General features: G+C 70.4%; 13 protein-coding genes. 6 read left to right on the top strand and 7 right to left on the bottom strand.

Features of this window, described 5'->3' with window-relative positions; all coding sequences use genetic code 11:
* Positions 1–72: 72 nt before the first annotated feature.
* From ACWDX9_RS30630 to ACWDX9_RS30620, 3 genes are all read right to left on the bottom strand, one after another.
* Complete coding sequence (locus ACWDX9_RS30630) at positions 73–288, bottom strand: hypothetical protein (RefSeq protein ID WP_449959889.1); 216 nt, start codon at positions 286–288, stop codon at positions 73–75.
* A gap of 321 nt (positions 289–609) precedes the next feature.
* Positions 610–996 (bottom strand): VOC family protein, encoded by a 387-nt coding sequence (locus ACWDX9_RS30625; RefSeq protein WP_449959887.1) that lies wholly within the window; start codon positions 994–996, stop codon positions 610–612.
* Positions 997–1,075: 79 nt separating this feature from the next.
* Entirely contained in the window at positions 1,076–1,954 is an 879-nt protein-coding gene (locus ACWDX9_RS30620; protein WP_449959886.1) for a sigma-70 family RNA polymerase sigma factor, read from the bottom strand.
* 480 nt (positions 1,955–2,434) lie between these two features.
* Between ACWDX9_RS30620 and ACWDX9_RS30615 the strand changes: the two genes are divergently transcribed.
* Positions 2,435–3,574, top strand: coding sequence for a serine hydrolase domain-containing protein (locus tag ACWDX9_RS30615; RefSeq protein ID WP_449959884.1), 1,140 nt, complete (start codon positions 2,435–2,437; stop codon positions 3,572–3,574).
* A 322-nt stretch (positions 3,575–3,896) separates the two neighbouring features.
* On the opposite strand, the gene ACWDX9_RS30610 is transcribed toward ACWDX9_RS30615, so the two are convergent.
* Both ACWDX9_RS30610 and ACWDX9_RS30605 read right to left on the bottom strand, forming a co-directional pair.
* Positions 3,897–4,463 (bottom strand): dihydrofolate reductase family protein, encoded by a 567-nt coding sequence (locus ACWDX9_RS30610; RefSeq protein WP_449959882.1) that lies wholly within the window; start codon positions 4,461–4,463, stop codon positions 3,897–3,899.
* A 143-nt stretch (positions 4,464–4,606) separates the two neighbouring features.
* Positions 4,607–5,410, bottom strand: coding sequence for an alpha/beta fold hydrolase (locus ACWDX9_RS30605; protein ID WP_449959880.1), 804 nt, complete (start codon positions 5,408–5,410; stop codon positions 4,607–4,609).
* A gap of 160 nt (positions 5,411–5,570) precedes the next feature.
* Here ACWDX9_RS30605 and ACWDX9_RS30600 point away from each other — a divergent pair, with 160 nt between their 5' ends.
* Positions 5,571–6,155 carry a TetR/AcrR family transcriptional regulator gene (locus ACWDX9_RS30600; RefSeq protein ID WP_449959878.1) on the top strand — a complete coding sequence of 195 codons (585 nt, stop codon included), beginning with the start codon at positions 5,571–5,573 and terminating at the stop codon, positions 6,153–6,155.
* A 1,223-nt stretch (positions 6,156–7,378) separates the two neighbouring features.
* Positions 7,379–10,471, top strand: a complete 3,093-nt coding sequence (locus tag ACWDX9_RS30595) for an AAA family ATPase (protein WP_449959876.1) — start codon at positions 7,379–7,381, stop codon at positions 10,469–10,471.
* Between the two features lie 320 nt (positions 10,472–10,791).
* Here the strand turns inward: ACWDX9_RS30595 and ACWDX9_RS30590 are convergent, their stop codons facing one another.
* Complete coding sequence (locus tag ACWDX9_RS30590) at positions 10,792–11,253, bottom strand: MarR family winged helix-turn-helix transcriptional regulator (RefSeq protein ID WP_449959874.1); 462 nt, start codon at positions 11,251–11,253, stop codon at positions 10,792–10,794.
* 79 nt (positions 11,254–11,332) lie between these two features.
* On the opposite strand from ACWDX9_RS30590, the gene wrbA reads away from it, so the two are divergent.
* From wrbA to ACWDX9_RS30575, 3 genes are all read left to right on the top strand, one after another.
* On the top strand, positions 11,333–11,992 hold the full coding sequence (gene wrbA, locus ACWDX9_RS30585; protein ID WP_449959872.1) for an NAD(P)H:quinone oxidoreductase: 660 nt from the start codon (positions 11,333–11,335) through the stop codon (positions 11,990–11,992).
* Positions 11,989–13,422 carry an MFS transporter gene (locus ACWDX9_RS30580; RefSeq protein WP_449959870.1) on the top strand — a complete coding sequence of 478 codons (1,434 nt, stop codon included), beginning with the start codon at positions 11,989–11,991 and terminating at the stop codon, positions 13,420–13,422. Before wrbA ends, ACWDX9_RS30580 begins: the two co-directional genes overlap by 4 nt.
* 81 nt (positions 13,423–13,503) lie before the next feature.
* The gene (locus ACWDX9_RS30575) at positions 13,504–14,424 is read left to right on the top strand and encodes a S1C family serine protease (protein WP_449959868.1); all 921 of its coding nucleotides are present in this window, start codon (positions 13,504–13,506) and stop codon (positions 14,422–14,424) included.
* 12 nt (positions 14,425–14,436) lie between these two features.
* Here the strand turns inward: ACWDX9_RS30575 and ACWDX9_RS30570 are convergent, their stop codons facing one another.
* Positions 14,437–15,780: a glycosyltransferase family 4 protein gene (locus ACWDX9_RS30570; protein WP_449959866.1), complete on the bottom strand. Its 1,344-nt coding sequence runs from the start codon at positions 15,778–15,780 to the stop codon at positions 14,437–14,439.
* Positions 15,781–15,815 lie beyond the last annotated feature (35 nt).

Genomic DNA, 15,815 nt, shown 5'->3' with positions numbered 1-15,815 from the left:
CGACCGCCGCACCCCGCGGGGTGCGGCGGGACGTGACCTGTGGAGGTGCCGGGAGAAGCGGCCTGTACGGAGTCAGCGGTCCGTACCGACGTTGTAGCCGTAGCGCTCGACCACCGACCCCGGCACCACGGGCCGCCCGACCGGCATGACAGGCTCGGGCAGATCGGGCGCGACCTCACGCAACCAGCTCAGGAGATCCACGCCGTCGGGCTGCGTCGACAACTCGGCAGGGCGCTTCGGATGATGGATCACCAAACGGCCCGGTTCCGCATCGAGTTCCGCATTCACGCAGGTCATGCCGGGAACGGCCCACAACAGGTCGACCGGGCTGGAGGCGATGACCGTCTCGTTCTGCGACCGAAGTCAGCTCGTTGAGCAGTCGCCTGCTCGCATCCTCGTCCTCCTCGGGATCTTCCCAGCCCGTCGCAACGCCAGCAATCGACCCAGCTCCCGATCGGCCGGCGCGTCGCCGCGTTCATCCGCCGCGACGCGCAGGACTTCGGCGGCCTCCCCCATATGGCCGCCTCTGATCAAGGCGTGGGCTCTGGTGACCGCATTCGGTGGCGTTGCCACGGTTTCCGGCTGTTTCGATCGACGACGGGCTGGTAACTACCGGCCCACTCGCACCTCGCGCAGTTGCAGCCGGTTGCCGTCGGGATCCTGGAAGATGGCGAGACAGCCCCACGGGTACTCGAGCACCTCGGTATCGAACTGCACGCCGCGCGACTTCAGCGTCTGGTATGCCTTCTGGAAGTCTCCGGTGTCGATGGTGTAGGCCCCCGGGGTGTGGCTCTTGAGCGGCTGGGCCTGCCCGGGTGTCCCCGGCCACAGAACCAGCTGGAACTTTTGCCCGGGGAGACCGACCGTGAGGAACCGTGGTCCGTCGGGCGTCGGGTTGTCGAACCGCTGCTCGAATTCAAGCACGTTGGTGTAGAAGTCGAGCGCCTTGTCCTGGTCGCTGACGAACACGGTCGCGTACGCGATTTCTTTCAGCATCGTCGTCCCTCCTGGGTTCGTGGTCGTTACCGGTATGACCAATGGCGACGAACGAATGTGACCACCGGCCTCCGGTTCATCAGTCGAGCGGAGTCAGGTCGAGGCGGCGGAGGCGCCCGGGGTCGGCGAGAATGTCGATCGTGGCGATCCTGCCGCCCCTGACGGTGAATCCGGCGACCGACTGGGGCTCACCGTCCCGCCTGGTGACCACCCCGACCGCGCCGTTGATCAGCGCCAGCTCAATGGCCAGGCCGACCCGCGAGAAGGTCACCGCCTGGCGAGCGATCGCCTCTGCTCCGCGGACCTCACCCGACCCAGGGGCGGGACCGAGGTGGGCTCTGAGCACCGCGTCCGGGTGCAGCACGCAGACCAGCCGGTCGAAGTCCCCCTCACGCGCGGCCACCAGGAATGCCTCGACGACCTCGCGTTGAGTCCGGCGATCGCAGTCGGGGACCGTCTCCTCAACGCGCACGCGGCGGCGCGCGCGGCTGGCCAGCTGGCGTGCCGCCTCCGGGGAACGGTCGACGATCGGCGCTATCTGGTCGAAGGGCACCGCGAACATGTCGTGCAGCACGAAGGCAAGCCGCTCGGCCGGGCTCAGCATCTCCAGCACGACCAGCAGGGCCAGGCCCACCGAGTCGGCCAGCAGCGCCTCATGCTCGGGGTCGGTGCCATCGACGCGGTCGACGATCGGCTCGGGCACGTGCACGGCGTCCAGAGACTCCTCGCGTCGCGTTCGGCGTGCGTGCAGCATATTCAGCGAGACGCGCGCCACCGCCGTCGTCAGCCATCCGCCGAGGTTCCCGATCTCGCCGGCGTCCGAGCGGCTCAGCCGGATCCACGCCTCCTGGACGGCATCGTCGGCCTCACTCACCGATCCGAGCATCCGATACGCCACAGCTTTGAGCTGGGCGCGATGCGCCTCAAAACGCTCCGCCAACCACTGATTGTCGTCCATCCGCCACACCCGTTCGTCCGTTCTTGTCACAGCACTGACCGACCGAACATCGCGAATGTGACCTCGCTACAGGAACATGTCGGCAGGCAAGAAGATCGCAGTCCCCACGGGCGCGTCAGCTGTCCGGCCTTGCTCCTGCTCCCGGTCCAAGCGCGCTTGGGGAAGTGGGTGAAGCTGTCGGGCATTACCAGGGCTGGGCAGAACCGCCAGATGGGCGGGTTGGACGAGGTCGCAGTCCCGGTTCCGATCCAGCCAGATCACGCTTCAACCGGTGTCGGTCGCGGGCCTGGTCGTCGGTCGAGCTCGTGATCCTCCTGTGGTCGACGCGGCGGGCCTGTGGTGATTTCGGGAACCATCATCGTTCCTTCGGGAAGCGAACATTGATGCGCTCGACCCCTGGTTCGACCGAGGGTGAGCCAGGGATCAGCCCCGGGGGATCCCTCATGGCGGAACCCGCCCCTCGGCGGAAGGCTGGGGTTCATGAACATCAAGCAGGTCGTCACCGCGGCGGCCCTTACCAGCATCGCCATCGCGACCCCGGCCTGGGCCGCCGACCAGCCCAAGCAGCTTCAGCGCGACGCCGACGCGCTCAAGGCCACCGGGGCCACCGGCGTCCTGGCCGCGGTCACGACCCCAAGAGGCACCTCGGCCGCCCGCAGCGGCGTGGCCGACCTGAAGACCGGCGAGCCCGTCCCGTGGAATGCGTACTATCGGATCGGCAGCACCACCAAGACGTTCGTGGCGGCGATCGCGCTGCAGCTCGTGGGTGAGGGCAAGCTGCGGCTGGACGACACCGTCGAGCGATGGCTGCCTGGACTGGTGGAGGGCAACGGCAACGACGGGGCGAAGATCACGCTGCGGCAGTTGCTCGGGCAGACCAGCGGCCTGCCGGAGTATGCCGATGACGTCCCGCTGGAGCGAGTGACCAGCGAGGCCGGATTCCGGCGCGAGCGGTTCCGCGTCTACCGGCCCGAAGAGTTCGTGGCGATGGCCATGCGGCACAAGCCGGCGTTCGAGCCGGGCAAGGGCTGGGCGTACTCCAACACCAACTACGTCCTGGTGGGCATGATCATCGAGAAGGTGACTGGCACCCCCTGGCAGCAGCAGCTCCTGGAGCGCGTGATCGAGCCGCTGGGATTGCGGCACACCTACGCGCCGGGTACGTCGCCGTTCCTGCCGCAGCCGCGCATGACGACGTACAAGCGGTTCACGGCGGATGGGCCCATGGCGGACGTGACGACGTTTTTCCCGGGCGGGACCGATCATTCGCTGGTCAGCACGCCGGACGACGTCAACCGGTTCTTCAGCGCGCTGCTCGGGGGCAGGTTACTGCGCCCGGCCGAGCTGGCGGAGATGACGAAGACCGTGCCGGCCACCCCGTTCCGGGCGTTCTGGCGCGATGCCGGGTACGGTCTGGGGATCATGAAGCGGCGGCTGCCGTGCGGCGGGTGGGTCTGGTTCCACGGCGGGGGCGGGTGGAACGCCATCAGTGACAACGCCGTGACCGCCGACGGCCGCCGCGTCGCCTCCGTGGCGTACTCCAGCGCACTCCGCCCTGATCAGGACCCGCTTCCCCAGATCAAGGCCGCGGCCTCCCTGATCGACCACGCTCTCTGCTAGGCGTGCCGATCATGGCTACGACGCGGTGGGACTTCTTCGTACAGAACACGCACCCGCGCACGATCCAGCCTGGCAGCGACACCGCGACCGCCCCAGCGGCGGCGGCCAAAGAACGGTGAGCAACGGCGAATGCGTCCGCAAAGCCTTTGCGCCGACCACCTGGTGAAACACTCCCGGCAGCGCCCCGGGCCGTGTTCCGGTCAGCCGTACTACGGAGGTTCGCGCTGCCGGCCGGCCATGGAAAGCCTCTGCTTGGCCGGCGACAGTCACGCCCCTCGCACGCGACACGTAGGAAGCCGGCCGCCGGCGGACGCGGCAAGGGTTATCCGCCTGCCCGCTGGAAGGTCGTGATCGGGATGCCTTCGCCGACCGTCTTGGACTCGGTCAGCCTCCACGTCGTCTTGCGCGCGGTCTCCCCGAACAGTCGCCTGCCGGTGCCGAGAATGACCGGGAAGGTCATCAGGCGGATCTCGTCGACGAGGTCACCGGCGATCAGCGCCTGCACGAGCCGGATGCTGCCGGGCACCTGGATCTCGCCGTCCACCTCCTCCTTCAGCTTGGTCACCTCCTCGACCACGTCGCCCTTGATCACGCGGGTGTTGTTCCACTCGGGGTCGGTGAGGGTGCTGGAGAGCACGTACTTCGGCATGCTGTTGTACTTGTCGGCCAAGGGACCTTGGTAGTGGGGCCAGGCGCCGGCGAAGGACTCGTAGGTCCTGCGGCCGATCAGCAGCGCCTCGGCTCCGAGCGCCTCATCGAGCTTGAACCTGTCGCCGTCCTCACCGCGCTGGAACTCGAAGCTCCAGTTGCGGTACGTGAAGTCCTCGCCGCCGGGACCCTCCACCACACCGTCCAGCGAGATGAACTCGGTGACCGCGATCTTTCCCATCTCCAACCTCCTCATTGCTTCGCGTGCAGGTGGAACCGGCGCTTTGGCGGACCGGACTCGAAGGGATCCGGTCCCGGCGTCGCCGTCGGCAGATGCAGGATCTACCCGTGGCGTGCATGGCGTCTGCGTTTCTTCGGGTCTGTCTAGTGGCCGTAGGCGAACTCCCGCAGCGCGGCGGCGAGCACGTCAGCCGTGGTGCCGTGGTTCTCGCCGGGTACCGCCCGCAGGGTCGCGGCAGGCAGGAGATCGGACAGCGCCCGGGCCCCGGTGATCAGCCACGGCATGGTGCCGGTGCCGTGCATGACCAGGACGGGTACGGTGACCGCGGCCCAGCGATCGCGGGGCAGCGGGACGCCCGACATGGTGGTGCCCATGATCCGCCCGTCGTAGGCGATGGTGTGCGCGACGGCCTCCGTGGGAGGCCAGACCGGGCTTTGCCGCATACCGGTGACCATCTCGGCCGGGAGGCCGACCGCCGCGGTCATGAACACCTCCACCGCGTCGCCCGGGCGGCCGTCAGCGACGCAGGCGTCGAGCCGCTCGACGTAGTCGGCCGGCAGCGGCGGGCGGCTGTCGTCGACGACGAACGGCGGCTCGAACAGCGCCAGCCGGGTGATCGGCAGGCCCGCGGCCGCGGCGTGCAGGGCCAGCACGGCCCCGGAGGACCAGCCGAACACGATGGCCGACCCGCCGGCGTGGTCGATCAGAGCGGCAAGATCCTCCAACTCGCGCTCCACCGCGTAGGGTGCGGTGTCGGTGCTCTCGCCGCGGCCGCGGCGGTCGTAGGCGTAGACCCGGAACTCATCGCGTAGCAGTTGCCCCGCCTCGGCGTTGATCGGGTTGACCGCGCGATGGGCGGTGGCCCCGTCAATCATGATCAGTGGTTGGCCGTCGCCCCATACGTCGAAGGCGATCTCGGTGCCGTCCTTGGACTGAACAGTGCCCATCTTGGTCCCCTTCGACTCGTACCGTACGGTACTGTACCTATCGAGCGAACAGTACCGTACGGTACACTACGAGAGGATGTCAACGGTCGCCCGGCGCGAACTCAGGAGGGCCGAAATGCCACACGCCGCACCCCCACATGCGCAGACTCGACGCCGGATCATGGATGCGGCGCTGGAGGTGTTCCTCCGTGACGGCTACGTCGGCGCCAAGACCGACGAGATCGCCACCGCGGCGGGGGCGTCGAAGCAGACGATCTACAAGCACTTCGGGCCCAAGGAGAGCCTGTTCGAGCAGATCGTGCTCGATCGCCTTGTCGGCATCGACCAGATCTTCCAGAACGCCATGGGCGAGCTGGCCACCACGGATGACGTCGAGACCACCCTGCGGGCGGTCGCGCGCCGGTTCATCCACGCCCTCACACAACCGTCCCACCTGCGCGTGCGCCGCCTCGTCATCGCCGAGGCCGGCCGCTTCCCGAAACTCGGCCACGCCTACTTCGAGGCGGGCCCCGAGCGCGTGCACGCCGCCCTGGCCTCGTGCTTCGAGCAACTGACCGGCCGCGGACTACTGAAGATCGACGAACCCGTGCTCGCCGCCAATCACTTCACCTGGCTCGTCTCGTCGATCCCGGTCAACAAGGTCATGTTCTGCGGCGACGACATCCGCTTCCCACCGTCCGAGCTCGATCACTACGCCGACACCGCCGCCCACGTTTTCCTCGCCGCCTACCGCACACCCGGGTAGAACCTCCACGGGTGGGCGCGGGTGCGGTCGTGGATCACGCCGCTTCCCCGATGCGGGGGCGAACGTGCCGTTGTGGCGCCGGCACCAGCGACGGTGACGGTTGGCGCGCCGCCACATCTGGGCGGCAAGACCTGGTTCGCATCGAAGATCAGCGCGCCCGTCGGATCGTCGTGCCGGACAAGCATGGGCGTCGAGCCGCCCCATCCCGCTGCCGCCGAATCTGCTGGGCATTTTGATCGCAGGCCACGAGTTGCCACCGCATCCGGACCGGTCCAGTTCTTTTATGGCACCGCAGAAGCGGGTCGGCAATTGTCATCAAGGCTAGCGGGTTTCCCTATTCCCTATTATTTAGGGACGACCACCCAGTACGCCCTGTTGGCCGTCGCCGACCCGAGTTTCCCTCGGGAGTCAACCCCGTACCTGTGCCAGGCCCGCTCTGGACGACCAGCACGCCGCTCCAACCGCCGAGTGGCAATGTTAGCGAGAACGGGAGCCGGAGACTCGCCAGTTTGGGAGCCACCTGGCCCGACGTTTCGCGGCCAATGGACATGAGAACCGACGCCACATGTCGATCGCTGCAACGGAGCAGATCTCCCAGCAAGGCCTCACCCCGCCACCCTCCATAGAGGCAGATCAGCTTGGCTCCCCGTCGGGCACGTACGCAGATCTGCCGATTCGGGTGCGTCCTGTCGCGAGTGTGGCGAGACACCGGGCGCGCCAGGGGATCATTGCGGGCGGGGCCATGAAATGTGTTTCCGACGCGGCGACCCTCCTCTAGATCTACGGCGTGGATATTGGGATCACCACCTTGCCGGCGCGTATGGCATGGAGCCGCCCGCGATCGGTCGCGCGATGCCCGCCATGGTGGACACCGCAGGCGAGCGTGCGATGGCTCTGGCCGCGGCCGGGCCCGGACGCAACCGCGTGGTGGTCGAGTGGGACGGCCTGCCGGCGGAGATGCCAGCCGATCCTGCCTCCTTGGAACAGGTGACATCCTGACTCGCCGATACGAATGGCGGGTGTGCGCCATACAGCACGACGGCGGGGAGATTCCCAGCCGCAGCGATATAAACAACACTCGGCGGCACCTAACCGAGCCGACTCATGATCCGCGGGCCTCGATCGGCGCTGGGCTTGCCGGAAAGTTCGCCCCTTTGTGCCACTCCGGGGACACGTCCGCGTGGAGAGATCGTTCCGAGAGTGGTGTGGGTTACTGTTTCCGCATGGTTCTGGGGCGGATCGCCGAGCGGGCCCGGATCGACGACCTGCTCGCGAGCGCCCGTGCGGGCCGCCGCGGAGCGTTGTTGATCACGGGTGAGACCGGGATCGGCAAGACCGTGCTGCTCGACCATGCCGCCGCCGCGGCGGCCGATCTACGGGTGCTGCGTGGCGTCGGCATCGAGTCGGCGGCCGAACTGCCCTTTGCGGGGCTGCACCGGCTGCTGCATCCGTACCTCGACCGGGCCGGCACGCTGCCCGGCACGCAGGCGGCGGCGCTGCGGGCGGCGTTCGGGCTGGACGAGGCGGCGGTCGGCGACCGGTTCCTGATCGGCGCGGCGACGCTGTCGCTGCTGTCGGAGCTGAGCGGCGACGGCCCTCTGGTGTGCCTGATCGATGACACCCAGTGGTTCGACCGGGCGTCCTTGGACGGGCTGCTGTTCGCCGCCCGGCGGCTGCACGCCGACCCCATCGCGATGATCTTCGCGGCCAGGAGCGGGGACGGGGACGCTCCGCCACGCCCGGCTGGGCCCTGTATCCGCCCCGCCCCTCGCGCCGACGACTGGGCGTCGGTGTCTTTCGCCACGCCCGTGCCGGGCCTGGACGTGCTTCGGCTCTCCGCCCTGGACCAGGAGAGCGTCACGTCGCTGCTCGACGCGCACGCGCACGACCTGGCCGGGCCGTTGCGCGAGCGCGTGCTCGCCGAGTCGCGCGGCAACCCGCTCGCCGTGATCGAGCTGGCCACCATGCTCAACGCTGTTCAGGGCAACGGCCGTCCCACGCCGCCGCCGCCCACCGGGCCGCCGCCCACCGGGCCGCTGCCCGCCGCGGGCCACGTCCAGGATGCCTTCCAGGCGCAGATCGCCGGCCTGCCCGCGGCGACGCGGCTGCTGTTGCTGATCGCCGCGGCCGACGACACGGGCAGCCTGCGGATGATCCTGCGGGTCGGCACGCTGCTCGGCGTCTCCGCGGCCGACCTGGAGCCTGCCGAACGGGCCCGGCTGGTCGTGCTGTCCGACGGGCTGGCGCCGGGCGGCAGCGTGACCTTCCGGCATCCGCTGATCCGGGCCGCCGCCTACCACGTCGCCCCGCACGCCGGGCGGGTCCAGGTCCACGAGGCGTTCGCACGGGCGCTCGACGGCGAGTACGACGCTGACCGCCGCGCCTGGCACCTGGCCGCCGCCACCCCGGGCCCGGATGAGGAGGTCGCCGCCGAGTTGGAGCGGGCCGCCCGCCGGGCCGGCCGACGGGGCGGGGTGAGCGCGATGATGAGCGCGTTCGAACGCGCCGCCCAGCTCAGCACCGACGAGACGCGCCGGGCGTGGCGGCTGATCGCCGCCGCCCGTGCCGCTCACGAAGCGGGCCTCCTCGATCGCGCCGTCGAACTGGCCGACCAGGCCGCAGGGATGCCCGACCGGGCCGCCCGCTCGGTCGATCGGGCCCTGGGGCTGCCCGACCGCAACGCTGACCCGACCCTGGGGCTGACCGACCGCAACGCTGGGTCGGCCGACCTGGCCCTGGGGCTGCCCGACCGAAATGCTGGCCCGGACGACCTGGCCCTGGGGCTACCCGACCGCGGCGTTGACCTGGTCGACCGGGCCTTGGGGGTGCCCGACCGCGCTGCTGGGTCGGCCGGCCGGTTTCCGCAACCCGCCGACCGGCCTGCGCGTCCGCTTCGTGACCCGTTGCTGACGGCCGAGGCGGCGTGGATCCGTGCTCAGGTCGAGTACGAGCGCGGCTCGCCCGCCGTCGCCGCCGCCCTGGCGCTGGACGGCGCCACCTCCATCGCCGCCACCGACCCCGCGCGGTCCGTGTCGATCCTCACCGAAGCCGTCTGGTACGCCCGCGACGCCGGCGACCACGACCTGGTACGCCAGTGCGCCGCCCTCCTGGAGACCGTCGAACCCGGAGCACCGGTCGTGGCGGGGCTCATCGGGTTCCGGCACCTGTACGACGGCCGGCCCGACGTGGGCGTGCCACCCATGCGCGAGCTGGCCGGGACCGCCGGGCAGGGCAAGGCCGACGGGTTCGTGGAGCGGCTCATGGCCGGGTTCGCCGGGATGCTGGTGGCCGAGGACGAGATCGCCACGGAGGTGCTGGAGTCACTGGTCGCCGACGTGCGGGAGCAGGGCACGCTGGGCCGGCTGACGTACGCGCTCGAACCCCTGGCGATCGTCCAGCTGCTGCGCGGCCGGTTCATGGACGCCGACGCCGGCGTGACCGAGGCCCTCTCCCTGGCCACCGACCTCGGCCAGGACCTGCAGGTCGTCGTGCTGAACGCGATCGCCGCATGGCTGGCCGCGGTCGGCGGAGACGAGATCTCGTGCCGCTCGCTGGCCGCCGGCGTGCTGGAGCACCGCACCAGGCACCCCACCGACGCCGCGCTGGCCTTGTGGGCGCTCGGCCTGCTCCACCTGGCCGGCGGCCGGTTCGACGAGGCCGCGGCCCGGCTGGACGAGGTGTGCGGCGGCCCGGCCCGGCACGACTTCCTCATCAGGGCCGTACCCGATCATGTCGAGGCGGCCGTGCGGGCAGGGCTCCCCGAGCAGGCCGCCCGCCATCTGCCCGCCCTGTCCGACTGGGCCGAGCAGACCGGCCGGCCGCAGGCGATCGCGCTGGCCCGCCGCTGCGCGGCGCTGCTGGCCGACGAGGACGCCGCCGCCGGACACTTCACGGCCGCGCTGGAACTGCACGAGCGCGACCCCCGCCGGTACGACCAGGCCAGGACCCGGCTGGCGTACGGGGAATGGCTGCACCGGCATCACTGCCACGCCGAGGCGAAGGACCAACTGGCCGACGCGCTTGGCGCCTTCGAGCGGCTCGGCGCCCGGACGTGGGCGAGCCGGGCCCGCGCGGAGTTGTCCGCCCAGGGCGAGCGGCCCTCGGCCCACCCCCGGGCCCTCGACCCGCTCACCCGGCTCACGCCCCAGGAGCTTCAGGTCGTACGGCTGGCGGCGGCGGGCATGAGCAATCGAGAGATCGCGGCCCGGCTGTTCCTCAGCCCCCGTACAGTCGGTCACCATCTGTACAAGGCGTACCCGAAGCTGGGAGTGACTCGCCGCGGGGAGCTGGCCCAGCTCGTGGTGCCGCATGGGTAGGTAAGTCGGCCTGCCGATGATGCGGCGCCCGCGGCCCGCGGCCCACCGTCGCGTTGCTGGAGTACGGCACCGACGAGGCGGCTCGGCGGCCACATCCTGACCCACGGCTGCGGCCGGCTCACCCGCACGCGGCTGGAGTACGGCCTGCTCGGCGCAGCATCGCATCGCGTCGCACCGGCTGCTGCGGGGCGAGGCCGACGGCTGCCGTGCCCGGCTCGACCTGCGCGGGCGTCCGGCGGTTCGCCTTCGACGAGCGGTTCGCCGACGGGAACATGAGCTCAGACGTGAGTACGTCCCGCCTGAAGCGCCGGCTGAGCCGGTTACCGCCCGGGGCGTCGGCCGTGGCGGTGGGCTCTGGTGTCCACGTTGCCGGTCAAGGTGGTGAGGATGCCGGGTAGTTCCGCCACCGTCTCGGCTGGCAGGCCGGTCACGGTCTCCTCCGCCAGAGCGCACCAGAGCTGCTTCACCTGGTCGGCCAGAGCTTGGCCGCTGTCGGTGAGTTCGACGATGCTGGCGCGTCTGTCGGAGGGGGCGGGCTTGCGGCGAATGTGGCCGGAGGCTTCGAGCTTGCGGGTCATGAGTGTGACACTGGGCGGTTCGCAGCCGAGCGCCTCGCTGAGCTCGGCCTGGATCCTCGGGCCGGTCCGGTCGAGCTCGAGCAGGAGCGCCTCCTGACCGGGGTGCAGGCCGAGCGGGGCGAGCAGCGCCGCGGCCCTGGCCCGGTGGCGCAGGCTCAGCAGGCGGATGGCCTGGTTGAGGGCGTCGGCTTGCTCGAAGTCCATGGGCGCTCCTTGACAGATTAGTTATGCGAATAATAGTTATCTGCATAACTAATCTTAACACGACAGCGAGGAGCCGGGCATGACCGTGAAGGTCGCCGTCATCTACTACAGCGCGACAGGCAGCGTGTACGCGCTCGCGCAGGCCGTCGCCGAGGGCGCCGCCTCGGCCGGGGCCGAGGTACGGCTGCGGCGGGTGGCCGAGTTGGCGCCCGACAGCGCGATCGACCAGGACCCGCGGTGGCGACGGCACGCCGACGCCGCCACGTCGATCGCCCAGGCCTCGGTGGAGGACCTGGCGTGGGCGGATGCGTTCGCGTTCGGGACGCCGACCCGGTTCGGGGCGCCGGCCGCGCAGCTCAAGCAGTTCATCGACCAGACCGGCGGACTGTGGCGCGAAGGCGTGCTGGCGGACAAGCCGGTGACGGCCTTCACCTCGGCGTTCAACCGGCACGGCGGCAGCGAGGCCACGATCTTGTCGCTGAGCAACGTCTTCTACCACTGGGGGGCGCTGATCGTGCCGCCCGGGTTTACCGATCCGGTCGTGTACGGCGCCGGCGGCAACCCGTACGGCACGTCACTGGTGACCGGCCCCACCGGATCAGGGCCGGACGGCGCGGTGCTGGAAGCGGCCAGGTACCAGGGGCGGCGGTTGGCCCGGATCACGATCCGGCTGCTGGGGGACGGCCACGCCGCCGCACGCGAAAGCGTGGCCGCGACGAGTGTGAGCAGCGAGTCATGACAAATACCAGTAACACGTCCCAGCGGGCCAGGCCGTACGCCGGCCTCTCCTGGTTGGTCCTGGCGCTGGCGTGCGCCAGCCAGTTCATGGTCATCCTGGACGCGTCCATCGTGAACGTCGCCCTGCCCTCGGTCCGCGAAGAACTCGGTTTCACGGCGACCGGACTGGCCTGGGTGGTGAACGGATATCTGCTCAGCTTCGCCGGTTTCATGCTGCTGGGAGGCCGTGCCGCCGACCTGTTCGGCCCGCGCCGGATGCTGGTCGCCGGGCTGTTGTCCTTCTCCGTCGCGAGCCTGGCCGGCGGCCTGGCGACCGCGCCGGAGGTCCTGGTGGCGGCCCGGGTCGCGCAGGGCATCGGGGCCGCCATGATGGCCCCGGCGACGCTGGCCGTGATCAACACCTCCTTCACCGAGCCGACCGCGCGCGCCAAGGCGTTCGGCGCGTGGTCCGCCTCGGGCGGCGTGGGCGGGATGGTCGGCGCGCTCGCGGGCGGTGCCATCACCACCGGTCTGTCGTGGCGGTGGGTCTTCCTCATCAATTTGCCGATCGGCGCGGTGCTGATCGTCGTGGCGATGATGTCGCTGGCCGGAACGAGAACCGGCCGTCGGGGATCGCTCGACCTCATCGGCGCGGCCACCGGGACGGCGGGGCTGGCGGCGCTGATCTACGGGGTCATGCGGAGCGCCGACCATGGCTGGGCGTCCGCGCCGGTCGCCGGGCCGGTGGTGGCGGGTCTGCTCCTGCTCGGCGTCTTCGTCGTGGTGGAGGCGCGTTTCGCCGGCCAGCCGATGGTGCCGCTGCGGCTGTTCAGGATCCGGGGGGTGGCCGTCGGGAACGGCATGCTGCTGCTGTTCGGTGGGATCGCCATCGCGATGTGGTACTTCTCGTCGCTGTTCCTGCAGAACGTCCTCGGCTTCAGCGCGCTTCAGGCCGGGCTCGGGCAGACACCCGCGGCGGTGACGTTCATGGTGATCGCGCGATGGGCCGCCGCCCTGCTGCCGCGAACGGGTGTGCGCCCCCTCGTGACGGCCGGCAGCGCCTGCTTCCTGGCCGGTTTCGGCTGGCTCTCCCTGGGCCACGCCGACAGCGGGTACGTCACCGGCGTGCTCGGCCCCACCCTGCTCATCGCGGTCGGCATCGGGCTGACCTTCCCGACCCTCATGGCGGTGGCGACCGCCGACGTTCCCGAGGACGACGCGGGGATCGTCGGCGGCCTCGCCAACACCGCCAGTCAGGCAGGGGGATCGATCGGGCTGGCGGTGCTCGCGACGGCCGCCGGCACCAGGGCCGCCGCGTCGGAGGCCGCCGGGAGTTCCCCGGTCGACGCCCTCGCCAGCGGCTACGACCTGGTCTTCCTCATGGCGGCCGGGCTCGGCCTGGCCATCGCGGTGGTCAGCCTGCTGCTGCCGCGGCACCGACGCAGGGGATAGAGATCCGCGTGCTTGAGCGCCTGGAATGCGCGCGGGCGAATGTGGAGTTAACGTGTAATCCTGTAAGCAAAGGAGTGCACGATGGCGGATCCACTCGACGCTTACTCGCGCGTCGTCTCGTCCGTGGCGGCCGAGGTGCTGCCGAAGGTGGCCAGCGTGCGGGCCGGCCAGGGTAGCGGGTCCGCGGTGGTGTTCACCGCCGACGGGTTCCTGCTGACCAACGCGCACGTGATCGGCAACTCCCGGGACGGCACCGTTGCCTTCGCCGACGGGAGCTCGGGGGACTTCATCGTGGTGGGCCGGGATCCGCTGTCGGATCTGGCGGTGATCAGGGCCCAGACGGCCACGCCGCCGCCGGCCACGCTCGGCGACAGCGACGAGCTGGTCGTGGGACAGCTCGTCGTGGCCGTGGGCAATCCGCTCGGCCTGGCCGGATCGGTGACGGCCGGGGTGGTGTCGGGGCTCGGACGGTCGTTGCCCGCGCGCAGCGGGTCGGCCGTACGGCTCATCGAGGACGTCATCCAGACCGACGCCGCGCTCAACCCGGGGAACTCCGGCGGCGCGCTGGCCGACTCGCAGGCGCGGGTCGTCGGGATCAACACGGCGGTGGCCGGGGTGGGGGTGGGGCTCGCCGTGCCCATGAACGCCACGACCCGATCCATCATCGCCGCCCTGATCAGGGACGGGCGGGTACGGCGGGCGTTCCTGGGGCTGGTGACCTCGCCCGCGCCGCTGCCCGACACACTGCGGCGGCGGACCGGGCAGACGGGGGCGCTGCGCGTGGTGGAGGTGGTGCCGGGCTCGCCCGCCCACCGGGCCGGGTTGCGCTCCGGCGACCTCGTGCTGAGCGCGGGGCGCAACCCGGTGGGGGACGCGCAGAGCCTGCAGCGGCTGATGTTCGCCGACGCCATCGGGCAGCCGTTACCGATCACCGTCTATCGGAACGGCGCGCTGGTCGATGTCATCGCGGAGCCGGTGGAACTCACCGGCTCCGGCGTCTGAGCCCGCGCCGCCTCAGGCGGAAGCCGGGGCGTCCGGCCCCGGGGCGGGAGAGGCCGCGGGGGGAGAGACCGCGGCGGGAGAGGCCGCGGCGGGTTGGGGGCGGACGTAGGTGCCGTTGCGGCGGGCCAGGAGCTCGTCGAGGAGCGCGTCCCACTTCTCCCCCACCGCGTCCACGTCGTACGTGAGCGCCGTCTCCAGCGCCCCCGCCGCCAGGTCCCGCCTCAGCTGCTCGTCCTCGATCACCCGGATGATCGAGGAGGCCAGGTTGGCGTTGGTCCGCGGCTTCACCAGCAGCCCGTCGACCTCGTCAGTGATCATCTCCTTGGGCCCGTGCGGGCTGTTGAAGCTGACGATCGCCAGCCCCTTGCCCATCGCCTCCAGGATCGTCATCGGGAAGCCCTCGTGACGCGAACTGAGCACGAAGACGGACGCCTTCTCCAGCTCGGCCCCCACGTCGGACGTGGGCCCGGGCAGCTCGACCTTGCCCTGCAGCCCCGCCTCCACGATCTGCTGGGCGAGGTTCTCCTCCTGCGGCCCCGCGCCGAAGATGCGCAGCGTCCAGTCGGGATGGGCGGCGGCGACCGTCTCCCAGGCGGTGATGAGCCGGTGGAAGCCCTTGATGCGCGTCATCCGGCCGACCGCGATGGCTACCTTGGCGTCCAGCTTGGAGATGCCGCCCGTCATCGGTGGCACGGCGTTGGGGATGCGGGTCAGCTTCTTCGGCTTCTTCGGCAACGTCTCACGATAGTCGCGCAGGTCGGCCTTGGTGAGCGTGACCAGGGCGTCGAGGCGGCGGTAGCGCCACTTGATGAGCTCCTGCATCGGCTCGGCCTGGGTGCGGAGCGCCACGTGCTCCTGCCCGATCGTGATGACGTTGGGCAGCGCCAGCTGGGCCACCGCCAGGTTGAGACCGGGACGGGTGGCCATCAGCACGCCGGTGTCGAGCGAGCGGATGTAGCGGGCGAGCTTGAGGTCGGTCCACAGGTTGAAGCGGTGGTAGGCCGACTCCTCCTTGGGGATGATCCGGCTCGGCATCTTCGACAGCATCGCGCGCAGCGGGTCGGCGCTGGGGTTGAGCCGGTCGTCGAGGAAACGGAACTTCACCCGCGGGTCGATGGGGAAGAACGGCTCCTCGGCCTCCTTCAGGATGCTCACGATCTCGACGTCGTGCTCCTTGGCCAGGTAGCTGGCCAGGTTGAACACGGTCCGGATCGTGCCCCCCATCCCGTACGCGTGCAGCAGCAGAATGCGGACCTTCCGCGTCGAAGGCGGCGGCGCGTTGAGCGTCTTGCGCCGGTTGTACCCCCGATACAGTCGGCGCACCGCCGACTTGCCCTTGCGTGCCAATGCGCGCACCTGACAGATCCCCCTTTGTCACCCGGAAGAAGTCT

The sequence above is a fragment of the Nonomuraea sp. NPDC003201 genome (assembly GCF_053590415.1).
Note: the sequence above shows the minus strand (reverse complement) of the source record. Positions and strands in the feature narration are given on the sequence as shown.